At 72.9% G+C, this 22,270-nt stretch carries 17 protein-coding genes and 1 riboswitch; of the genes, 11 read left to right on the top strand and 6 right to left on the bottom strand.

Going from position 1 to position 22,270, the window contains the following annotated elements; translation table 11 throughout:
- Nucleotides 1-675 (bottom strand): response regulator, encoded by a 675-nt coding sequence (locus DJ476_RS06835; RefSeq protein ID WP_103419597.1) that lies wholly within the window; start codon nt 673-675, stop codon nt 1-3.
- A complete protein-coding gene (locus tag DJ476_RS06830) occupies nt 672-2,366 on the bottom strand; it encodes an ATP-binding protein (RefSeq protein ID WP_112490104.1) in 1,695 nt (564 codons plus the stop codon). Before DJ476_RS06830 ends, DJ476_RS06835 begins: the two co-directional genes overlap by 4 nt.
- Before the next feature lie 200 nt (nt 2,367-2,566).
- Between DJ476_RS06830 and DJ476_RS06825 the strand changes: the two genes are divergently transcribed.
- Complete coding sequence (locus DJ476_RS06825) at nt 2,567-3,586, top strand: LacI family DNA-binding transcriptional regulator (protein ID WP_053559066.1); 1,020 nt, start codon at nt 2,567-2,569, stop codon at nt 3,584-3,586.
- 61 nt (nt 3,587-3,647) lie between these two features.
- Here the strand turns inward: DJ476_RS06825 and DJ476_RS06820 are convergent, their stop codons facing one another.
- Nucleotides 3,648-4,907 carry a citrate synthase gene (locus tag DJ476_RS06820; protein WP_112490103.1) on the bottom strand — a complete coding sequence of 420 codons (1,260 nt, stop codon included), beginning with the start codon at nt 4,905-4,907 and terminating at the stop codon, nt 3,648-3,650.
- 110 nt (nt 4,908-5,017) lie between these two features.
- Between DJ476_RS06820 and DJ476_RS06815 the strand changes: the two genes are divergently transcribed.
- Both DJ476_RS06815 and DJ476_RS06810 read left to right on the top strand, forming a co-directional pair.
- Nucleotides 5,018-6,181, top strand: coding sequence for a citrate synthase/methylcitrate synthase (locus DJ476_RS06815; protein WP_103419600.1), 1,164 nt, complete (start codon nt 5,018-5,020; stop codon nt 6,179-6,181).
- A gap of 24 nt (nt 6,182-6,205) precedes the next feature.
- Nucleotides 6,206-7,309: a CobW family GTP-binding protein gene (locus tag DJ476_RS06810; protein ID WP_112490102.1), complete on the top strand. Its 1,104-nt coding sequence runs from the start codon at nt 6,206-6,208 to the stop codon at nt 7,307-7,309.
- Between the two features lie 162 nt (nt 7,310-7,471).
- Here DJ476_RS06810 and DJ476_RS06805 read toward each other — a convergent pair whose 3' ends face one another.
- Complete coding sequence (locus DJ476_RS06805) at nt 7,472-9,925, bottom strand: DNA gyrase/topoisomerase IV subunit A (RefSeq protein ID WP_112490101.1); 2,454 nt, start codon at nt 9,923-9,925, stop codon at nt 7,472-7,474.
- A 259-nt stretch (nt 9,926-10,184) separates the two neighbouring features.
- Here DJ476_RS06805 and DJ476_RS06800 point away from each other — a divergent pair, with 259 nt between their 5' ends.
- From DJ476_RS06800 to DJ476_RS06785, 4 genes are all read left to right on the top strand, one after another.
- Nucleotides 10,185-11,540 carry a M16 family metallopeptidase gene (locus DJ476_RS06800; RefSeq protein ID WP_112490100.1) on the top strand — a complete coding sequence of 452 codons (1,356 nt, stop codon included), beginning with the start codon at nt 10,185-10,187 and terminating at the stop codon, nt 11,538-11,540.
- A gap of 26 nt (nt 11,541-11,566) precedes the next feature.
- Nucleotides 11,567-12,937: a M16 family metallopeptidase gene (locus DJ476_RS06795; RefSeq protein WP_070199652.1), complete on the top strand. Its 1,371-nt coding sequence runs from the start codon at nt 11,567-11,569 to the stop codon at nt 12,935-12,937.
- 214 nt (nt 12,938-13,151) lie between these two features.
- Nucleotides 13,152-13,320, top strand: a riboswitch (cyclic di-AMP (ydaO/yuaA leader).
- 14 nt (nt 13,321-13,334) lie between these two features.
- The gene (locus tag DJ476_RS06790; protein ID WP_112490099.1) at nt 13,335-14,150 is read left to right on the top strand and encodes a M23 family metallopeptidase; all 816 of its coding nucleotides are present in this window, start codon (nt 13,335-13,337) and stop codon (nt 14,148-14,150) included.
- Nucleotides 14,151-14,349: 199 nt separating this feature from the next.
- The gene (locus DJ476_RS06785) at nt 14,350-15,060 is read left to right on the top strand and encodes a GntR family transcriptional regulator (protein ID WP_112490098.1); all 711 of its coding nucleotides are present in this window, start codon (nt 14,350-14,352) and stop codon (nt 15,058-15,060) included.
- A 148-nt stretch (nt 15,061-15,208) separates the two neighbouring features.
- On the opposite strand, the gene DJ476_RS06780 is transcribed toward DJ476_RS06785, so the two are convergent.
- Nucleotides 15,209-15,490 (bottom strand): HPr family phosphocarrier protein, encoded by a 282-nt coding sequence (locus tag DJ476_RS06780; protein ID WP_007449776.1) that lies wholly within the window; start codon nt 15,488-15,490, stop codon nt 15,209-15,211.
- A gap of 160 nt (nt 15,491-15,650) precedes the next feature.
- On the opposite strand from DJ476_RS06780, the gene DJ476_RS06775 reads away from it, so the two are divergent.
- From DJ476_RS06775 to DJ476_RS06760, 4 genes are all read left to right on the top strand, one after another.
- Nucleotides 15,651-18,620, top strand: coding sequence for a bifunctional acetate--CoA ligase family protein/GNAT family N-acetyltransferase (locus DJ476_RS06775; RefSeq protein ID WP_112490097.1), 2,970 nt, complete (start codon nt 15,651-15,653; stop codon nt 18,618-18,620).
- A 65-nt stretch (nt 18,621-18,685) separates the two neighbouring features.
- Entirely contained in the window at nt 18,686-19,282 is a 597-nt protein-coding gene (locus DJ476_RS06770) for a DUF5998 family protein (protein ID WP_103419607.1), read from the top strand.
- Nucleotides 19,282-20,469, top strand: coding sequence for an alkaline phosphatase family protein (locus tag DJ476_RS06765; RefSeq protein ID WP_103419608.1), 1,188 nt, complete (start codon nt 19,282-19,284; stop codon nt 20,467-20,469). The genes DJ476_RS06770 and DJ476_RS06765 overlap by 1 nt, the downstream gene beginning before the upstream one ends.
- Nucleotides 20,470-20,529: 60 nt before the next feature.
- The gene (locus DJ476_RS06760) at nt 20,530-21,183 is read left to right on the top strand and encodes a thymidine kinase (RefSeq protein WP_070199658.1); all 654 of its coding nucleotides are present in this window, start codon (nt 20,530-20,532) and stop codon (nt 21,181-21,183) included.
- Nucleotides 21,184-21,211: 28 nt separating this feature from the next.
- Here the strand turns inward: DJ476_RS06760 and DJ476_RS06755 are convergent, their stop codons facing one another.
- Entirely contained in the window at nt 21,212-21,988 is a 777-nt protein-coding gene (locus DJ476_RS06755; RefSeq protein WP_112490096.1) for a VOC family protein, read from the bottom strand.
- Between the last annotated feature and the right edge of the window lie 282 nt (nt 21,989-22,270).

Here is a 22,270-nt window from a genome sequence, read left to right as displayed (position 1 = left end):
TCAGCCCGCCGCCCACGTGTACCGGTGCTCCGGGCGGCCCGTCTCGCCGTACCGCAGCGTCAGCCGGACCTTTCCCGTCCGCTCCAGCAGCTTCAGATAGCGCTGGGCCGTCTGCCGGCTCATCCCCGCGCTCTCCGCGATCTCCTGCGCGGAGAGCGGGGCGCCCGCGTTCCGCAGCGCCCGCCGGACCAGCTCGGCGGTGGTGGGGGAGTGGCCCTTGGGCAGTTCCGGCTCGCCCGCTGCCCACAGGGCGCCGAAGAGCCGGTCCACCTCCGCCTGTTCGGCCTCGCCGCCGCCGTCGAGCGTCCGGCGCAGCGCCGCGTACGCGGTCAGCTTCGAGCGGAGACCGGCGTACGTGAACGGCTTGACCAGGTACTGGAGCGCGCCGTGCCGCATCGCGTCCTGCACGGTCGCCACATCACGGGCGGCCGTCACCATGATCACGTCCACCTGGCGGCCCAGCCGGCGCAGCTCCCGTACGACGGCGAGGCCGTTGCGGTCCGGGAGGTAGTGGTCCAGCAGGATCAGGTCCACCGGCACCTCCTCGACCACGGCCAGTGCCTGCGCCGCCGAGTGGGCCTGGGCGGCCACCCGGAAGCCGGGGACCTTGGCGACGTACGCGGCGTTGATGCCCGCCACCCGGACGTCGTCGTCCACGATCAGGACCTGGATCACCGGTTCTCTCCCGTCGTGGTCGCGCTCGTGGCCGTCGTGGCCGGGTCCGGTACGGGCTCCGAGGGCGGCTCCACCGGTCCGGCCAGCGCCTCCGGGAGGACGACCGTGAAGACCGCCCCGCCCCCGTCCGCCGCGGCGACGCTCACGCTGCCGCCCTGGCGCTCCGCGAGCCGGCGGACCAGGGGGAGCCCCAGGCCCCGCTTGCCGTGCGCCGGGAGGTCCTTCGTGGACCAGCCCTCGGTGAAGATCGAGGCGTGCTGCTCCGGGGCGATCCCGGGCCCGCTGTCCCGTACCCGGAGCACCACCGTACGGCCCTCGGCCCGCAACCCCACCTCGATCCGGGCCTCCGCCGACCCGGCCGCCGCGTCCGTGGCGTTGTCGACCAGGTTGCCGACCACCGTGACCAGCCCGCGCGGGTCCACCACCCGGTCCGGCAGCAGTGTGCCGGGCGCCAGCCGCAGCGCCACCCCGCGCTCGGCGGCCACGGTCGCCTTGCCGACGAGCAGGGCGGCCAGCAGCGGGTCCCGTACCTTCTCGGTGACCTGCTCCGCCGTCGCCCGGTGGACGCCCACCACTTCCGTGACGAACTCCATGGCGTCCTCGTGCATCTCCAGCTCCAGCAGGCCCAGCAGGGTGTGCAGCCGGTTGGCGTGCTCGTGGTCCTGGGCGCGCAGCGCGTCGATCAGCCCGGTGGTGGAGTCGAGTTCGCGGCCGAGGCGCTCCAGTTCGGTCCGGTCGCGCAGGGTCACCACGGCCCCGCCGTCGGCCGTCTCCATCCGGTTGGCCAGCAGCACCCGGCCGCCCTGGACCGCCAGCAGGTCCTCGCCCACCACCCGCCCGGCCAGCACGTCCGCCGTCCGGCCCGCGTCCAGCACCTCGTCCAGCGGGCGGCCCGCCGCCTCGGGGCCGAGCCCCAGCAGCCGCTGCGCCTCGTCGTTGAGCAGCCGGATACGGCCCGTGCCGTCGAGCGCGACGACCCCCTCGCGGATGGAGTGCAGCATCGCCTCGCGTTCGGTCAGCAGCGCGGAGATGTCGGAGAAGGCCAGGTCGTGGGTCTGCCGCTGGAGCCTGCGGGAGATCAGATACGCGGCGAGGGCGCCGACCGCCAGGGCCGTACCGGCGTACGCGAGGAGCCCCGGGATCGCGCCCAGGAGCCGGGCGCGGACGCTGTCGTACTCGATCCCGACCGAGACCGCGCCGACCACCTCACCCGAGGGGCCGCGCAGTGGCACCTTGCCCCGGGCCGAGCGGCCGAGGGTCCCGCTGTCGATCTCCATGACCTCCCGGCCGCGCAGCGCGTCCCCGGGGTCGGTGGAGACGACCTCACCGATCCGGTCCGCCTCCGGGTGCGACCAGCGCACGCCCCGGCGGTCCATGACGACGACGTACTCGGCGCCGGTGGCCCGTCGGATCCGCTCGGCGGCGGACTGCACGGGGCCGAGCGCGGACGGCTCCGTGGTGCGCAGGTCCTCCGCGACGCCGGAGTCGGCGGCCGTGCTCTGCGCGATGGCCAGGGCGCGGCGCATCGCCTCGTCGTCGAGCTGGGAGCTGAGGGGGGCCAGGAACAGGCCGGTGACCAGCACGGTGACACCCGTGATGATCGCCAGCTGCACCAGCAGGACCTGGGAGAAGACCCGCTGCGGCCAGCCGAACCGGCGGGGTCCCCGGCCGGAGGGCGGTGGGGCGTTCATCGTACGAACGGTAGAGGGCGCGGCGGTCGCCCGGAAACCCGCGGGGTTCCCCGGGCCTCCCCTCTTGCCCGGCGACGCGCCTTCTGTGAGCGTTCTCGTACGGGTTCTGTGAGCGTCCTCGTACGGACGTTCTGGGGGCGTTGCGGTGAGTTCGTTCAGCAGCGCAATCTGCTTGCGTTTCTTGCGCTAATCTTGCGTTCATGACGCGACGACTTGCTCAAGTGGCCCAGAAGGTGGGAGTCAGCGAGGCGACGGTCAGCCGGGTGCTGAACGGCAAGCCGGGCGTCTCCGACGCCACCCGGCAGGCCGTCCTCTCCGCGCTGGACGTCCTCGGCTACGAGCGCCCCACCCAGCTGCGGGGGGAGCGGGCCCGGCTGGTCGGGCTCGTCCTGCCCGAGCTGCAGAACCCGATCTTCCCGGCCTTCGCCGAGGTCGTCGGCGGCGCGCTCGCCCAGCAGGGGCTGACCCCGGTGCTCTGCACCCAGACCAAGGGGGGCGTCTCGGAGGCCGACTACGTGGAACTCCTCCTCCAGCAGCAGGTCTCCGGGGTGGTCTTCGCGGGCGGCCTCTACCACCAGGAGGACGCCCCGCACGACCACTACAAGGTGCTCGCGGACCGCAAGATCCCCGTCGTCCTGATCAACGCGGCCATCGACCGCCTCGGCTTCCCCGGGGTCTCCTGCGACGACTCGGTCGCCGTCGAGCAGGCCTGGCGCCACCTCGTCTCGCTCGGCCACGAGCGCATCGGCCTCGTCCTCGGCCCCTCCGACCACGTGCCCTCGCAGCGCAAGCTGGCCGCCGCCCGGGTGCTCGCCCAGGAGACCGGCACGTCCATCCCCGACGAGTGGGTGGCGCGGGCGATGTTCTCGTTGGAGGGCGGGCAGGCCGCCGCCATGCGCCTGCTGGAGCGGGGCGTCACCGGCATCATCTGCGCCAGCGACCCGCTCGCCCTCGGCGCGGTCCGGGCCGCCCGCCGCCGGGGGCTCTCCGTCCCCGGCGACGTCTCGGTCGTGGGCTACGACGACTCGGCGTTCATGAACTGCACCGAGCCCCCGCTGACGACCGTCCGCCAGCCCATCGAGGCCATGGGGCGCGCGGCCGTGGAGCTGCTCTCGGTGCAGATCGGCGGCCGGACCGTGCCCTCGGACGAGCTGCTCTTCGAACCCGAACTGGTGGTGCGCGGCTCCACCGCCCAGCCGCCACGCGGGAATTCCCTCTGATCCGTAGCTAACTTGCGTTGGTCCGGACGTGAGGGTTCACGAGGGTTCGGACCTGAGGGGCTCACGGGAGGGGCTGCGGCGGTCGCGGGCCCGTGTACTGCCCGCTCGGGCGGATCCGCAGCGGGCGCTCCCCGTACTCCTCCAGCGCGTGCGCGATCCACCCCGCCGTACGGGAGATGGCGAACACCGTCTCGCCCGCCTCCGCCGCCATCCCGCAGCCCACGGAGAGGACGGCGAGCGCCAGGTCGATGTTGGCGGGCAGCGGCGCCTGGCGGGCCGTGGTGGCGATCACCTCCCGGGCGGCCGCCAGCGCCCCGGCCGCCTGCGGAACGGCCTCCAGCAGGGCGAACAGGGTCCGGGCCCGGGGGTCCTCGGCCCGGTAGAGCCGGTGGCCCAGGCCCGGCACCGGGCGCCCGGTCCGCAGCTGGTCGGCTACTACGGGGACCGCGCTGCCCCGGTCCACGGCCTCCTGGAGCATGCGGTGGGCCGGCCCGCTGGCGGCGCCGTGCAGCGGTCCCTCCAGGACCCCGAGACCGGCGGAGACCACGGCATACGGATGGGCGTGGGCCGAGGCGGCGACCCGGGCGGCCAGGGTGGAGGCCGCGAGGTCGTGGTCGATCAGGAGGGTCAGGGCCGCGTCCAGGGCGGCGAGGGCCGGGGCGTCGGCGGGCCGAGCGGTCAGCCGGGGCCACAGCTGCCGGGCCAGCGCATCCCCGTCGGCCCCCGCGTCCGTCTCCCCCTCGCCCACCACCGGCAACGCCCCCACCAGCGTCGGGATCAGGGCGCGCGCACTGCTCAGCACCGCCTCCGGCGCGAGGTCGAACCGCAGCGGGTCCATGGCCGCGGCAGCCGTCACCGCCGCCCGCAGCCGGTCCGTCGAACCGCTGTGCGCGGGCAGCGCCGCCACCGTCCGGCGGGCTGCCGCCAGGGTCGCGGCGGGAGCCTCGAAGCGTGTGCCCGGCCGCAGCTCACCTGTCCACAGCCACTCCGCGACCTCCTCGTAGCGGTGGCGCCGGGCCAGCTCCGTGGCGTCGACCCCACGGAAGTAGTACCGGTCGTCCTCGATGAGGGTGATGCCCGTACGGAACACGAGGTCGCCCCCGGCCGGTGCCGGATCGCGCCGCCCCGAGCGCCGGGCCAGGGCCCGCACCTCGTCGGCGTCGAACGTGCTGCCCCGGCCGCCGGCCGCCCGCACACTGCTGAGCTGACCCCGGCTGACGTACGCGTACACCGTCTCCGGCTTCACCCCCAGCAGCTCGGCCGCCTCCCGGGTGGTCAGCCGGGGCGCACTGAGGGAGCCGGGCTCTGGTTGATCGGTCATGCAATCACCGTATCCACTCTCCATCCACATTGATTCAATCAATATTGACGGATCGATCGTCAAGCATGAACAGTTGAATCAATGTTGCATGCACGGAGGAGAGACCGGCCATGACCACCACCCCTGCCGCCCCTACTGCCCCCGCCGTCCCCCGCGGCCTCGCCGGAGTCGTCGTCACCGACACCGCTCTCGGTGATGTCCGTGGCCGCGAGGGCTTCTACCACTACCGCCAGTACTCGGCGATCGAGCTGGCGCGGACCCGGAGCTTCGAGGACGTCTGGTACCTGATGTTCCACGGCGAGCTCCCCGACCGGGCGGCGTCCGCCGACTTCGCGGCCCGTACGGCGCGGCTGCGCGTGCTCCCCGCCGACGTGCGCGAGGCGCTGCCCGCCATCGCCCGCGCGGGTGCCGTCTCCGGCCCGCTCGCCGGACTCCGTACGGCCCTGTCGCTGCTCGGCGCCTCCGCCGGATTCCGCCCGGTCTACGACCTGGACGCCGAGAACCGCCGTACGGACGCGCTCGCCGCCTGCGCCGCCGTCCCCACGATCCTCACCGCGCTCCAGCGCCTGGGGCAGGGCCTCGAACCCGTCGAGCCCCGCGCGGACCTGCCGTACGCGGCCAACTACCTGTACATGCTCACCGGGAGCGAGCCGGAGCCCGACCGGGTGCGGGCGATCGAGCGGTATCTGATCTCCACGGTCGACCACGGCTTCAACGCCTCCACGTTCACCGCCCGCGTGGTCGCCTCCACCGGTGCCGACCTGGCCGCCTGTCTGGTCGCCGCCGTCGGCGCGCTCTCCGGGCCGCTGCACGGCGGGGCGCCCAGCCGGGCACTGGACACCCTGGATGCCATCGGCACCCCGGACCGCATCGACGGCTGGATCCGCGAACAGGTCCTCTCCGGCCGCCGCATCATGGGGTTCGGCCACCCCGTCTACCGCACCGAGGACCCCCGCTCCCGGATGCTCAAGTCGATCGCCCAGGAGTCCGGCGGGCCGCTCGTCGACTTCGCCGTGGAGGTCGAGCGCCAGGTGGAGGCCATCCTCGCGGAGCTGAAGCCGGGGCGGGAGCTGCACACCAACGTGGAGTTCTACGCCGGGGTCGTCATGGAGCTGTGCGGGCTGCCGCGTGCCATGTTCACGCCCACCTTCGCCGCCGCGCGGGTGATCGGCTGGAGCGCCAATATCCTGGAGCAGGCGGAGGACTCGAAGATCATCCGCCCGGCGGCCCGCTACAGCGGCACCCCCGCGCCGCAGCCGGTCCCCGCCCCCTGACCGTCCCCCGGAGGAAGGCTCCCGTTGACCCCGCCCCGCACCCAGCAGATCCCGGTCGTCGTCCTGGCGGGCTTCCTCGGCTCCGGCAAGACCACGCTCCTGAACCACCTCCTCCACAACCGCGCCGGCACCCGGATCGGCGTGATCGTCAACGACTTCGGGTCCATCGAGATCGACGCCATGACCGTCGCGGGGCAGGTCGGCTCCACGGTCTCCCTCGGCAACGGCTGCCTGTGCTGCGCGGTCGACGCCAGCGAACTCGACACCTTCCTGGAGACGCTGACCCGCCCCTCGGCCCGGCTGGACGTGATCGTCATCGAGGCGAGCGGCCTGGCCGAACCGCAGGAGCTGGTAAGGATGCTGCTGGCCAGCGAGAACCCGCACATCCGGTACGGGGGACTGGTCGAGGTCGTCGACGCCGCCGAGTTCGACGGGGTCCGGGAGCGCCACCCGGAGCTCGACCGCCATCTGGCCGTCGCCGACCTGGTGGTGTTGAACAAGACCGACCGGGTGGGGGAGGCCGAGCGGGAACGGCTGCGGACGGTGGTCGCGGAGCTGAGCCGGCCCGCCGCCGTGATCCCCGCCGCGCACGGCCGGATCGACCCCGAGCTGCTCTTCGACCCCGCGCTGCGGCCGGACGCCGAGGAGAAGATCCGTCAGCTCACCTTCGAGGACCTGCTGCGGGGGGAGGCGGGCGAGGAAGGGGGCGACGGGCACGGGGACCACGACGGCCATCTCCACGCGGCCTACGAGAGCGTCGACTTCACCTCGGACGTCCCCCTGGACCCGCGCCGCTTCATCGCGTTCCTGGACTCCCGGCCCGAAGGGCTCTACCGGATCAAGGGGTTCGTCGACTTCGGCGCGGGCGACCGCGACAACCGGTACGCACTACACGCGGTCGGCCGGTTCCTGCGGTTCGTGCCGCAGCCGTGGGCGCGGGACGAACAGCGGCTCACCCAGCTCGTCCTGATCGGCTCCGGGATCGACGCCGAGGCCCTGCGCGAAGGGCTGGCCGCCTGCAGCGCGGAGCCGGGCCCCGACGCCCCGGACGCCGAACGCGCCATGTGGGGCGTGCTCCGCTACGTACAGCAGGAGCCGGACCCCGAGGACGTACCGGCAGAGGTCTGACACCCCCGTCCCGTACGGCGGAAGCGGCCCGGAGGCGCGAGAGACCCCCGTCTTGTACGAACGTCCCGTACCAACGGAAGCTGAGACGCCTCCAGGCTCACGGGAGGCGGCCCGGAGGCGTGGTGCCGCGGGCCGCTTCCCGTGTACGGAGACGGGTCGCGCCTACTGCGGCGGCCCCGCGATCACTGCAACCGGCTGGAGCAGCGGCGTGCCCGAACCGTCGCGGCGCGGGTCCGGCTCCGGCAGCTGCGCCGGGGTGCCGTTCTTCTGCGCGGCGCGGGCCGGAGTGGCGCCTGCCCAGGCGAAGACCAGCACGTCCTCCCCCTTCAGGAACCGCTGGCAGCGCACCCCGCCGGTCGCCCGGCCCTTGCGCGGATACTGGTCGAACGGGGTGAGCTTCGACGTCAGCACCGAGTCGTCCAGCGTCCCGTGCGAACCGGCCACCGTGAACACGACCGCGTCCGCCGCCGGGTCCACCGCCGTGAACGACAGCACCTCGGCCCCCGCCCCCAGCTTGATGCCCGTCATACCGCCGGCGGCCCGCCCCTGCGGACGCACCGAGGCCGCCGGATAGCGCAGCAACTGGGCGTCGGAGGTGATGAAGACCAGGTCCTCCTCGCCCGTACGCAGCTCCGTCGCGCCCACGATGCGGTCACCGTCCCTGAGGGTGATGACCTCCAGCTCGTCCTTGTTGGCGGGATAGTCCGGCACGACGCGCTTCACCACGCCCTGGAGCGTGCCGATCGCCAGCCCCGGTGAGGCCTCGTCGAGCGTGGTGAGGCAGATCAGCTCCTCGTCCGCCTCCAGGGTGAGGAACTCCGAAATCATCGCCCCGCCCGAGAGGTTGGGCTCGGCGTGGGTGTCCGGCAGCTGCGGCAGGTCGATCACCGAGAGCCGCAGCAGCCGCCCGGTGGAGGTCACCGCCCCCACATCGCCGCGCGCCGTCGCCGCGACCGCCGAGACGATCACGTCGTGCTTGGTCCGCCGGGCGTCCTCGGAGATCTCCACCGGCTCCGCGTTGGCCGTACGGGCCAGCAGCCCCGTCGACGACAGCAGCACCCGGCACGGGTCGTCCGCGACCTCCAGCGGTACGGAGGCGATCTGCGAACCCGCGGACTCCAGCAGCACCGTGCGCCGGTCCGTGCCGAACTTCTTCGCCACCGCGGCCAGCTCCGAGGAGACCAGCTTGCGCAGCTCCGCGTCCGACTCCAGGATCGCCGTCAGCGCGTCGATCTCGCTGTTGAGCTTGTCCCGCTCGCCCTCCAGCTCGATCCGGTCGAAGCGGGTGAGCCGGCGCAGCGGGGTGTCCAGGATGTACTGCGTCTGGACCTCGCTCAGCGAGAAGCGCTCCATCAGGCGCTCCTTCGCCTGCGCCGAGTTGTCGCTGTCCCGGATGATCCGGATGACCTCGTCGATGTCGAGGAGGGCGACGATCAGACCCTCGACCAGGTGCAGCCGGTCGCGGCGCTTGCCCCGGCGGAACTCGCTGCGCCGGCGCACCACCTCGAAGCGGTGGTCGAGATAGACCTCCAGCAGCTCCTTGAGGCCCAGGGTGAGCGGCTGGCCGTCGACCAGCGCCACGTTGTTGATGCCGAAGGACTCCTCCAACGGCGTCAGCTTGTAGAGCTGCTCCAGCACCGCTTCCGGCACGAAGCCGTTCTTCACCTCGATGACCAGCCGCAGGCCGTGCGCCCGGTCGGTGAGGTCCTTGACGTCCGCGATGCCCTGGAGCTTCTTCGCCGAGACCAGGTCCTTGATCTTGGCGATCACCTTCTCCGGGCCGACGGTGAAGGGCAGTTCGGTGACGACGAGGCCCTTGCGACGGGGCGTCACGTTCTCCACGGTCACGGTGGCACGGATCTTGAACGTGCCGCGGCCCGATGTGTAGGCGTCCTTGATGCCGCCCAGGCCGACGATCCGGCCACCGGTCGGCAGGTCGGGGCCGGGGACGAAACGCATCAGCGTCTCGATGTCGGCGCCCGGGTGCTTGATCAGATGGCGGGCGGCCGCGATGACCTCGCCCAGGTTGTGCGGGGGCATGTTGGTGGCCATGCCGACCGCGATGCCCGAGACGCCGTTGACCAGGAGGTTGGGGTAGGCGGCGGGGAGGACGACCGGCTCGCGCTCCTGGCCGTCGTAGTTCGACTGGAAGTCGACCGTGTCCTCGTCGATCGCCTCCGTCATCAGGGAGGTGGCGTCGGCCATCCGGCACTCGGTGTACCGCATCGCGGCCGGCGGGTCGTCGTTGCCCAGCGAGCCGAAGTTGCCGTGGCCGTCGACCAGGGGCAGCCGCATCGAGAAGGGCTGCGCCATCCGCACCAGCGCGTCGTAGATCGACGCGTCACCGTGGGGGTGCAGCTTGCCCATGACCTCGCCGACGACGCGCGCGCACTTCACATAGCCGCGGTCGGGGCGCAGCCCCATCTCGTTCATCTGGGACACGATGCGCCGGTGCACCGGCTTCATGCCGTCGCGGGCGTCGGGCAGGGCCCTGGAGTAGATCACCGAGTACGCGTACTCGAGGAAGGAGCCCTGCATTTCGTCGACGACGTCGATGTCGAGGATCTTCTCCTCGAAGTCGTCCGGCGGCGGGGTCTTCGTGCTACGGCGGGCCATCGCGGCTGCGACTCCTTCTCGGATTCACGGATTCTGATCGGACAACCTGGGGTACTGATGCGGACCATTGTGGACCTCCGCACTGACAACGCGGACCTCGACCCGTCCGAAGCCGTCCCGGGCGCACGGCCCGGGACACCATCGACGGAAACTTCCGCGGAACGGGAACTTCGCCAGGTGCCGGTGCGCTTGCTTAGAGTGGCAGGTCTGGCAGGGAGTACCGGTCAGGAAGTCCAGTATCGCGATCGAAGGGACGTACATGCCCATGGGTCACACGGCCACCGCACAGGCCGGCTCCGGCGGCTTGACAGCGACCGAGCACCGCCTGGCCAACGGCCTGCGTGTGGTGCTCTCCGAGGACCATCTGACCCCGGTCGCCGCGGTCTGCCTCTGGTACGACGTCGGTTCGCGCCACGAGGTCAAGGGACGCACCGGTCTGGCTCACCTCTTCGAGCACCTGATGTTCCAGGGCTCGGGCCAGGTCAAGGGGAACGGTCACTTCGAGCTGGTCCAGGGGGCCGGCGGCTCGCTCAACGGGACGACCAGCTTCGAGCGGACCAACTACTTCGAGACCATGCCCACCCACCAGGTGGAGCTGGCCCTCTGGCTGGAGGCCGACCGCATGGGTTCCCTCCTCGCCGCCCTGGACGAGGAGTCCATGGAGAACCAGCGCGACGTCGTCAAGAACGAACGGCGCCAGCGCTACGACAACGTGCCCTACGGCACCGCGTTCGAGAAGCTCACCGCCCTCGCCTACCCCGGGGGCCACCCGTACCACCACACTCCGATCGGCTCCATGGCCGACCTGGACGCGGCCACCCTGGAGGACGCCCGCGCGTTCTTCCGTACGTACTACGCGCCCAACAACGCGGTGCTGTCGGTCGTCGGTGACATCGACCCCGAGCAGACCCTCGCCTGGATCGAGAAGTACTTCGGCTCCATCCCGTCCCACGACGGCAAGCAGCCGCCGCGCGACGGCACCCTGCCCGAGATCATCGGCGAGCAGCTGCGCGAAGTGGTCCACGAGGAGGTCCCGGCGCGCGCCCTGATGGCCGCCTACCGCCTCCCGCACGACGGCACCCGCGCCTGTGACGCGGCCGACCTGGCGCTGACCGTGCTGGGCGGCGGCGAGTCCTCCCGGCTCCACAACCGCCTGGTCCGCCGCGACCGTACGGCGGTGGCTGCCGGGTTCGGGCTGCTGCGGCTCGCCGGGGCGCCCTCGCTGGGCTGGCTGGACGTGAAGACCTCCGGCGGCGTCGAGGTGGAGACGATCGAGGCCGCGGTCGACGAGGAGCTGGCCCGGTTCGCCGCCGAGGGGCCCACCCCGGAGGAAATGGAGCGCGCCCAGGCCCAGTTGGAGCGCGAGTGGCTGGACCGGCTGGGGACGGTCGCGGGCCGCGCCGACGAACTCTGCCGCTACGCGGTGCTGTTCGGTGACCCGCAGCTCGCCCTGACCGCCGTGGGCCGGGTCCTGGACGTCACCGCCGAGGAGGTGCGCCAGGCGGCCGAGGCGGCCCTGCGCCCCGACAACCGGGCGGTGCTCGTCTACGAGCCCGTCGAGCCTGCCGAGGACGGGGACGAGGCCACCGACGCGCCCGAGGGGACGGACAAGTGAGCGACGCCGCCGTGACTGGAGTAGCCATGGAGTACCACCCGCAGCCGACCCCGGGCACCGCCCGGCCGTGGGCCTTCCCCGCCCCCGAGCGCGGCGCCCTGCCCAACGGGCTGACCGTGCTGCGCTGCCACCGCCCCGGCCAGCAGGTCGTGGCCGTGGAGATCTTCCTGGACGCGCCGCTGGACGCCGAGCCCGAGGGCCTGGACGGCGTGGCCACGATCATGTCGCGCGCCCTCTCCGAGGGCACCGACAAGCACAGCGCCGAGGAGTTCGCCGCCGAGCTGGAGCGGTGCGGCGCCACCCTGGACGCCCACGCCGACCACCCCGGCGTCCGGGTCTCCCTGGAGGTCCCGGCCTCCCGGCTGGCCAAGGCGCTCGGCCTGGTGGCCGAGGCCCTGCGCGCCCCGGCCTTCGCCGAGAGCGAGATCGAGCGCCTCGTCGGCAACCGGCTCGACGAGATCCCGCACGAGCAGGCCAACCCGTCCCGGCGCGCCGCCAAGCAGCTCTCCAAGGAGCTGTTCCCGGCCACCGCCCGGATGTCCCGCCCCCGGCTGGGCACCGAGGAGACCGTGCGGCGGATCGACGCGGCCGCCGTCCGCGCCTTCTTCGACGCCCACGTCCGCCCGGCCACCGCGACGGCCGTCATCGTCGGTGACCTGACCGGCATCGACCTGGACGCCCTGCTCGCCGACACCCTCGGTGACTGGTCGGGCGACGCGGGCCAGGCCCGCCCGGTCGCCCCGATCACCGCCGACGACACCGGCCGGGTCGTCATCGTGGACCGCCCCGGCGCGGTCCAGACCCAGTTGCTGATCGGCCGCATCGGCCCGGACCGCCACGAGAGCGTCTGGCCCGCCCAGGTGCTCGGCACCTACTGCCTGGGCGGCACCCTCACCTCCCGGCTGGACCGGGTGCTGCGCGAGGAGAAGGGCTACACCTACGGCGTACGGGCCTTCGCCCAGGTCCTGCGCTCCGCCGGGCCGGACGCGGGCGGCGCGGCGATGCTCGCCATCAGCGGTTCGGTGGACACAGAGTCCACCGGCCCGGCGCTGGAGGACCTCTGGAAGGTCCTGCGCACGCTGGCCGCCGAAGGGCTGACGGACGCCGAGCGCGAGACGGCCGTGCAGAACCTGGTGGGCGTCGCCCCGCTCAAGTTCGAGACGGCCGCCTCGGTCGCGAGCACCCTGGCCGACCAGGTCGAGCAGCACCTGCCGGACGACTACCAGGCCCAGCTGTACGCCCGCCTCGCGGAGACGGGCACCGTGGAGGCGACCGCGGCCGTGGTCAACGCCTTCCCGGTGGACCGGCTGGTCACGGTCCTGGTCGGGGACGCGGCGCAGATCGCGGAGCCGGTGAAGGCGCTCGGCATCGGAGAGGTGACCGTCGTCAGCGGCTGACACCGCACCGGCGCGGCAAGAACAGTGAGGGCCCCGGTTCGCCGGGGCCCTCATTTTTTGCGCGTTAAGTCCCAAATATCCAGATTCCTCCCAGAGAGTGGCGATCTGCCCTGTGGGATGCGTGACAAATCCCCCTGTCCGTTTGGTGATGCGCAGCCGCCCCGCCTAGCGTCGGCCCGGCTGTCCGCCACCCGTATGCCGCACCCGCGGCGCCGGGCAGCCATCGCCGAGTCCCCGTCAGGCGCGAGCCTGGGGAGCCGGGGACCCACACGCAGTCCCCGGGGTGAATCGGATCCCCGTGCCGCGAACCGGCCCGGGAGTCCGTAGGAGACCTTCCTGCTCCGAACCCGTCAGCTAACCCGGTAGGCGAGAAGGAAGGAAAGGATCCAGCCCCTCCATGGCGTTCACCCGTGCCACCGGGAAGCACCGTGCCCCGAGCCGCCTGACGCGCCGCAGCGCCCATGTCGCCGGCGTCACGGCCCTGGCCACCACCGGCGTCCTCGGCACCCTCGCCTCCCCGGCCACCGCGGCGGACTCCGAGGCCGCCCGGACCGTCGAGACCGGACTCACCCAGGCCATCACCCTCGACGCCACGCTCGCCGAGCAGCTCGACGCCCAGGCCCGCGCCCAGCACCAGCAGGCGGCCGCCGCGGCCAGGGCGAAGGCCAAGGCCGCCGCGGAAGCCAAGGCCAAGGCCGAGAAGGCCCGGGCGAAGGCGGAGGCGGAGCGCAAGGCCGAGGCCCGCGCGAAGGAGATCCGCGAGGAGAAGGCCCGGGCCGCCCGCGCCGCCGAGCGCGCCCGCCTCAACGCCTTCCACCTCCCCGTCGCCGGCTCGTACGTCACCACCGGCTACAAGTCGGGCGGCGCCCTCTGGTCCTCCGGCAGCCACTCCGGCGTGGACTTCCGCGCCGCCTCCGGCAGCTCCGTCGTCGCGGTCGGCGCCGGTACGGTCGTCGAGGCCGGCTGGGGCGGGGCGTACGGCAACAACGTGGTGCTCCGGATGGCGGACGGCACGTACACCCAGTACGGCCACCTCTCCTCGATCACCGTCTCCGTCGGCCAGAGCGTCACCTCCGGCCAGCGGATCGGCCTCTCCGGCTCCACCGGCAACTCCACCGGCCCGCACCTCCACTTCGAGGCCCGGACCACCCCGGAGTACGGCTCGGACATGGACCCGGTCGCCTACCTGCGCTCGCACGGCGTCAACGTCTGATCCGACCACGGTCCGGTGATCCGCGACCACGGTCCGGTGATCCGGCCCCAGGTCCGATCCGGTCCCGCGCCTTCCGGAACTCGCCAGAAGATATCCCTCGATTCCGACCCGCCATCGGAAATTACGGTGGATTGCAATAGAGTCACGGAACAGGTGTCGGCCGGCCGCGTTTCGCGGGGATTATGGCGGAGGTTCGGACATGCGCATTCCCGCGCAATCGGTATGCACGGCAATCCGTGACGACATCGTCTCCGGTGTCTACGAACGCGGCAGCCGCCTCACCGAGGAACTGCTGGCGCGGCGGTACGGGGTCTCCCGCGTCCCGGTGCGCGAGGCCCTGCGCACGCTGGAGTCCGAGGGCTTCGTCGTCACCCGCAGACACGCCGGGGCCTGTGTCGCCGAGCCCACCGAGCAGGAGGCCGCCGACCTGCTGGAGATCCGGATGCTCCTGGAGCCGCTCGCCGCGGCCCGGGCCGCCCAGCGCCGTACGGAGGCACACCTCAAGGTGCTCCGCGGCCTGGTCAGGCTGGGCCAGGAGCGGGCCCGCCGGGGCGAGGGGGAGGACCTGCGGTCGCTGGGCGGCTGGTTCCACGAGACCCTCGCCCAGGCCTCCGGCAGCCCCGGCCTCATCGCCCTGCTCACCCAGCTCAGACACAAGACCGCCTGGATGTACGCGGTCGAGCAGCCGGCCCGCCCCGTCGACTCCTGGGCCGAGCACGGCGCCATCGTGGACGCGGTGGCGCGCGGCGACGCGGAGCGGGCGAGGGCGCTGACCGCCCAGCACGCGGAACGGTCCGCCGCGGCCCACCGGCTGCGCCGCCGCCCGGACCGGCCCGGCCGTCGCCCGGCACCGCCGTCCCGGGTGAGTTCTTCGCAACACGGCGTAAACATTGCGAGTGCCCGTCATTAACAAGGACGCCGTATACAAAGAGACGTAATTGCCGAGGGCCTTTTTCGTGCTGCCTCCGAATATTCAGGTCGGTGATAGGGGAAGGGCTGCGGAATAAGAAAAGAGCCGTGGTCCCCTCAGGGGATCCACGGCTCAGTTCTTCGTACCGTCAGACGGTTTCGGGCAGCTCCTCGAGACCCTCGGCGACCAGCTTCGCCAGACGGTCCAGGGCGGCCTCGGCGTCGTCCGCGTCCGAGGCGAGCACGATCTCCTCGCCGCCCTGGGCGCCCAGGCCCAGCACCGCGAGCATGGAGGCGGCGTTGACCGGGTTGCCGTCGGCCTTGGCGATCGTCACGGGGACGCCGGAGGCCGTGGCGGCACGGACGAAGATGGAAGCGGGGCGGGCGTGCAGGCCCTCGGCCCAACCGACGTTGACGCGGCGCTCAGCCATGGTTCTGCCCTTCACATATCAACGGTTGTCTAGACCAGTCTCTCATGCGGTGCGTACTGCTCTGCCCGGCCTCCCCTCCGGCCGGTCCCGTCCGGATCGTCCCCAGACTGCCCCGGTACCGAACCCTCCGCGACCGGGATGCCGGCCGTAGGCTTGGCCCATGGAGCCCACGCCGGAGCAGAGTCCGCATCACGCGTACCCCGACCACTGGGAAGCGGACGTGGTGCTCCGCGACGGGGGCACCGCGCGCATCAGGCCGATCACCACGGACGACGCCGAGCGGCTGGTCAGCTTCTACGAGCAGGTCTCCGACGAGTCGAAGTACTACCGCTTCTTCGCCCCCTACCCCCGCCTTTCCGACCGGGACGTGCACCGCTTCACCCATCACGACTACGTCGACCGGGTGGGGCTGGCCGTCACGATCGGCGGCGAGTTCATCGGAACCGTCCGCTACGACCGCATCAACGAACAGGGCAGGCCCGCCTCCGCCCCCGCCGACGAGGCCGAGGTCGCCTTCCTCGTCCAGGACGCCCACCAGGGCCGCGGGGTCGCCTCCGCGCTGCTCGAACACATCGCCGCCGTCGCCCGTGAGCGCGGCATCCGGCGCTTCGCCGCCGAGGTGCTCCCCGCCAACACCAAGATGATCAAGGTGTTCCGGGACGCCGGCTACACCCAGCAGCGCAGCTTCGAGGACGGCTCCGTCCATCTCACCCTCGACCTCGAACCCACCGAGAAGTCCCTCGCCGTGCAGCGCGGCCGGGAACAGCGCGCCGAGGCCCGCTCGGTGCAGCGCCTCCTCGCCCCCGGCTCCGTCGCGGTGATCGGCACCGGCCGTACGCCCGGGGGAGTGGGCCGCACCGTCCTGCGCAACCTCCTCGCCGCCGGGTTCACCGGCCGTACGTACGCGGTGAACCGGGCCTTCGACGAGGGCCTGACCACCCTCGACGGCGTCCCCGCCCACCGCTCGCTCGGCGAGATCGACGAGCAGGTCGACCTGGCCGTCATCGCGGTCCCCGCCCACCGCGTCCCCGAAGCCGTCGCCGACTGCGGCGAGCACGGCGTCCAGGGCCTCGTCGTCCTCTCCGCCGGATACGCCGAGCGGGGCTCCGCCGGCCGGGAGCTCCAGCGCGAACTGGTCCGCCAGGCCCGCTCGTACGGCATGCGCATCATCGGCCCCAACGCCTTCGGCATCATCAACACCGCCGAGTCCGTCCGGCTGAACGCCTCCCTCGCCCCCGAGTCGCCCGCGCGCGGCCGGATCGGCCTCTTCACCCAGTCCGGCGCCATCGGCATCGCCCTGCTCTCCGGCCTCCACCGCCGGGGCGCGGGCCTCTCCTCGTTCATCTCGGCGGGGAACCGGGCCGACGTCTCCGGCAACGACTTCCTCCAGTACTCCTTCGAGGACCCGGACACCGACGTCGCCCTCCTCTACCTCGAATCGCTCGGCAACCCCCGCAAGTTCACCCGCCTCGCCCGCCGGACCGCCGCCGTGAAGCCCGTCGTCGTGGTCAAGGGCGCCCGCCACAGCGGCACCAACCCGCCCGGCCACGCCGTCCCCGTCAGCCGCATCCCCGATGCCACCGTCTCCGCCCTGATGCGCCAGGCGGGCGTCATCCGGGTCGACACGGTGACCGAGATGGTGGACGCCGGACTGCTCCTGGCCGACCAGCCCCTCCCGGCCGGCCCCCGGGTCGCGATCCTCGGCAACTCCGAGTCCCTGGGCCTGCTCACGTACGACGCCTGCCTCGCCGAGGGGCTCCGCCCGCGCCCGCCGGTCGACCTCACCACGGCCGCCTCCCCGCAGGACTTCCGGGACGCGCTGGCCGAGGCGCTGGCGGACGGGACCTGTGACGCGGTGATCGTCACCGCCATCCCGTGGGTGGGCGAGAACGGCAACGCGGAGACCGGCGACGGCGAGGTGCTGGCCGCCGCCCTGCGCGGAGCCGCCGCCGGGGGACCGGCCAAGCCCGTCGCCGTCGTCCACGTGGAGATCGGCGGCCTCGCGGAGGCGCTGGCCGCCGCGAGCAGCACGGCCGCCCCGCGCACCCGCCCCACGACACTCGCCGGCCGCCCCGCCACCACACCCGGCACGACCGCGCCGGGAGCATCAGCAACCACGGCCACCCCACCGGCCTCGCCCACCACAGCAACCACAGGCACCACAGCGCCCGCCACGGACACCGCACAGCCCACGGCAGCCACAGCCACCCCGGACACCCCGTCGGCCACCACGCCCACCACGCCCACCACCCCCGGCCGCATCCCCGCCTACCCCGCCGCCGAACGGGCCGTACGGGCGATGGCCGAAGCCGTGAAGTACGCCCAGTGGCGACGCCAGGCTGCCACCCCCGGCAAGGTGCCCGAGTTCCTCGACGACACCATCGACGAGCCCGGCACCGCCGCCCTGATCGACACCCTGCTCGGCCCCGCCCCCGACCCGCGCGGCCGCCCCCTCACCCCAGACGAGGTCAGCGAACTGCTCGGCCGGTACGGCATCCCCGTACGCCCCACGCTCCCCGCCCCGGACGCCGAGGCCGCCGTCGCCGCCGCGGCCCGGCTCGGCTACCCGGTGGCGCTGAAGACCACCGCACCCCATCTGCGCCACCGCGCCGACCTCGGCGGCGTACGGCTCGACCTGGCGGACGAGGAGGCGCTGCGCCGCGCGTACGGGGAGCTGACCGACCTCCTCGGCAAGCCCGCCGAACTCCTCCCGGTCGTCCAGGCCATGGCCCCCCGGGGCGTGGACACGGTCGTCCGGGCCTCCATCGACGCCGCCGCCGGGGCCATCCTCTCCTTCGGCCTCGCGGGCGCCCCCTCCGAACTGCTGGGCGACACCGCGCACCGGCTTGTCCCCGCCACCGACCGGGACGCCGCCGAGCTGATCCGCTCGATCAAGGCGGCCCCGGTCCTCTTCGGCTGGCGCGGCTCGGCCCCCGTGGACACCGCGGCCCTGGAGGAGCTGCTGCTGAGGCTCTCCCGGCTGGTCGACGACCACCCCGAAGTGGTCTCCGTGGCGCTGGAACCGGTGGTCGTGGCCCCCCAGGGGATCACCGTGCTCGGCGCGAGCGTCCGGCTGGCCCCGCCGCCCCCGCGCGGTGACCTCGGCCCCCGCCGCCTACCGAACTACTGATCCGCCCCGTCCGGGAGCCCCCAGGGCGTCCCCGGCAGTCACCGGCCCCCCGTAGGATGGTGCACATGGCAAAGACCGGTACGACGACCCAGGGGCTGCGCGCGGCGATCGAGCGCAGCGGCTACTACCCGGCCCTCGTGGCCGAGGCGGTCGAGGCCGCCGTCGGCGGGGAGCCGGTCGCTTCGTACCTGGTCCACCAGGAGACCACGTTCGACTCCAACGAGGTCCGTCGCCATGCCACGGTCCTCGTCCTGACGGAGAACCGGTTCATCGTCAGCCACACCGACGAGCAGGCCGCCGACACCAGCTCCCCGACGCCGTACGCCACCACCTCCACCGAGTCGGTGAAGCTGGAGCGGATCTCCTCCGTCGTGGTCAGCCGGGTGGTGGCCAACCCGGAGAAGTACGTCCCGGGCACCCTGCCCCGCGAGGTCGTCCTCACCATCGGCTGGGGCGCGGTCTCCCGGATCGACCTGGAGCCCGCCGCCTGCGGCGACACCAACTGCGAGGCCGACCACGGCTACACGGGCAGCTCCACCGCCGACGACCTGAGCCTGCGCGTCAGCGAGGCCGGTGACGGCCCCGACGCCGTCCGCCAGACCCTCGCCTTCGCCCAGTCCCTCTCCGAGGCCACGGCCGCCACCGCCGCGACCGGCCGGTGATGGCCCAGCCCGCCTGGCAGGACCCGGTCCCGCTCGCGCTCGACACCGCGCCCGCCCCGGCGTACGGCAGCGGCTCGCTGGCCGACCTGCTGCCGACGCTCGCCGCCGGGCAGGGGGTGGAGGGGCTCACCGCCACCATCCCCGAGCTGACACCCGCCGACCGCAACTGCGTCTTCCTGATCGACGGCCTCGGCTGGGAGCAGATCAAGGCCCACCCCGACGAGGCCCCCTTCCTGCACTCCCTGCTCCCCACCTCGCGCGGTGGCACCGGCCGCCCCATCACCGCGGGCTTCCCCTCCACCACCGCGACCTCGCTCGCCTCGGTCGGTACGGGACTGCCGCCCGGCGCCCACGGTCTGCCCGGCTACACCGTGCGCAATCCGGAGACCGGCGAGCTGATGAACCAGCTCCGCTGGCGCCCGTGGAGCGAGCCCAAGGTCTGGCAGCCGTATCCCACGGTCTTCCAGCTGGCCGACGCGGCGGGCGTGCGCACCGCGCAGGTCTCGTCGCCGGACTTCGAGCACACCCCGCTCACCAAGATCGGCCTCAGCGGCGGCTCCTTCCTCGGCCGGCTCTCCGGCGAGGACCGGATGGACACCGCCGCCCAGCGCCTCGCCGCCGGAGACCGCTCGCTCGTCTACACGTACTACAGCGAGGTCGACGGCAAGGGTCACCGCTTCGGCGTCGACTCCGACGCCTGGCGTGGCCAGTTGATGTACGTCGACGGGCTCGCCCAGCGCCTCGCGGAACAGCTCCCGCCGCGCTCGGCGCTCTACATCACCGCCGACCACGGCATGATCGACATCCCCTTCGACGAGCAGTCCCGGATCGACTTCGACGAGGACTGGGAGCTGCGCGCGGGCGTCGCGCTGCTCGGCGGCGAGGGCCGCGCCCGCCATGTCTACGCGGTGCCCGGCGCCCAGGGGGACGTCCTGGCCGTCTGGCGCGAGGTGCTCGGCGAGCAGTTCTGGGTGGCGAGCCGGGACGAGGCCATCGCGGCCGGCTGGTTCGGGCCCGCCGTCGACGAGCGGGTGTACGGCCGGATCGGCGATGTGGTCGCCGCCGCCCACGACGACGTCGTCATCACCGCCTCGGTCAACGAGCCGCACGAGTCGGCCATGGTCGGCATGCACGGCTCCCTGACCCCCGTCGAACAGCTCGTCCCGCTGCTCGAAGTACGCTCGTAACCGCGTTCTCCCCCTCCGCTGTTCTGAAAGTCCGCTGTCCTGAAAGGTGCTCGACCCCTCATGCCCGAGCTGGTGTTCTTCTCCGGAACCATGGACTGCGGAAAGAGCACGCTGGCCCTGCAGATCGGTCACAACCGCTCCGCGCGCGGCCTCCAGGGCGTGATCTTCACCCGTGACGACCGGGCGGGCCAGGGCAAGCTCTCCTCCCGGCTCGGCCTGGTGACCGACGCGGTGGAGGCCGAGGAGGGCATGGACGTCTACGCGCACATCGTCGACCGGGTCAGCCGCGGCGGCAAGGTGGACTACGTGATCGTGGACGAGGCGCAGTTCCTCGCCCCGGCCCAGATCGACCAGTTGGCACGTGTCGTCGACGACCTGGGCCTCGACGTCTTCGCCTTCGGCATCACCACGGACTTCCGGACCAAGCTCTTCCCCGGCTCCCAGCGGCTGATGGAGCTGGCCGACCGGATAGAGGCGCTCCAGGTGGAGGCGCTCTGCTGGTGCGGGGCCCGGGCCACGCACAACGCCCGTACGGTGGGCGGCGAGATGGTCGTGGAGGGCGCCCAGGTCGTGGTCGGGGACGTCAACCGGCAGGCGGACGAGGTCGGTTACGAGGTGCTGTGCCGACGCCACCACCGCCGCCGGATGACCGCCGAGACCGCCCGCGCAGGTGCCCTCTCCCCGGACGTGCTCCCGGTCGCGGCGGACGGCTGAGGGGTCTGGAGGGCCCTGAGGTGCCTCCTTACTCCCCGGACGACCGGACGATGGTGAAGGCCGCGCCCTCCGGGTCGGCCACCGTCGCCAGCCGGCCGCTCGCCCCCTCGCGCGGCGGCTGGAGGATGTGCCCGCCCAGCTCCACCACCCGGGCGGCCGCCTCGTCCACGTCCGCGACCTCGAAGTACGTCATCCAGTGCGGGCCCCGGTCACGCGGCAGCGCCTGGCCGACCCCGTGCAGGGCGGCCACCGGGCGCCCCTCCAGGTGCAGGGTCTGGTAGTCGAAGTCGGCGGAGACCACCGCCTCGGTCTCGTAACCGAAGACCGTCTGGTAGAACTTCGCGACCATCGAGGTCTCCCGGGTCACCAGCTCGTTCCAGACGGGGGTGCCGGGGGCGCCCGCCGTCATGGTCCCGATGTGGTCCGCGGCCTGCCAGACGCCGAAGACCGCCCCGCCCGGGTCCGAGGCGATGGCGAGCCGCCCCGCCTCGTCCGCGTCGATCGGGCCGACCGCGACCGTACCGCCGCAGGAGCGGATCACCTCGGCGGTCAGATCCGCGTCGTCCGACGCCAGATAGGTGGTCCAGGCGATCGGGAGGTGCCGGTCGGGCGGCAGCTGGCCGATGCCCGCGACCTCCTTCCCGTCGAGGAACCCCCGGACGTAAGGGCCCAGCTGGTCGGGGCCCGGGCGGAACTCCCAGCCGAACAGGTCCCCGTAGAACTCCTGGGTCGCGGTCAGGCCGTGCACGATCAGACTCACCCAGCAAGGTGTTCCGGGCGTACGCCGGGCGGCAGCCTCGGTCATCGTCTTGTCTCTCCTCGGACCGTTGTGGTGGCCGTACAGGGGAACGCGGCGGTGCGGCCGTCCCGGGTCGGGACGCGGACCGCACACCCCGTGCAGATGCTCGCACCACCCGCCGCGCGTGCGGCCCCGGCCGCGCCGCGTACGCCGGGTTCTCGGTGCTCGCCGGGTTCTCGGTTGAGCGGGTTGAGCGGGTGGGGCCGATGGAGCCGTCGGAATCGGTGGCTCCGGTGGAGGGAGACCGCCACGCTGCGGTGAATCCGTACCGATGCCGGTACGGGTGCC

Source organism: Streptomyces bacillaris (assembly GCF_003268675.1).
In the GTDB taxonomy this organism is placed as follows: Bacteria; Actinomycetota; Actinomycetes; order Streptomycetales; family Streptomycetaceae; genus Streptomyces; species Streptomyces bacillaris.
The sequence above is the reverse complement of the archived record's forward strand: the minus strand, read 5'-3'. Positions and strand labels throughout refer to the sequence as shown.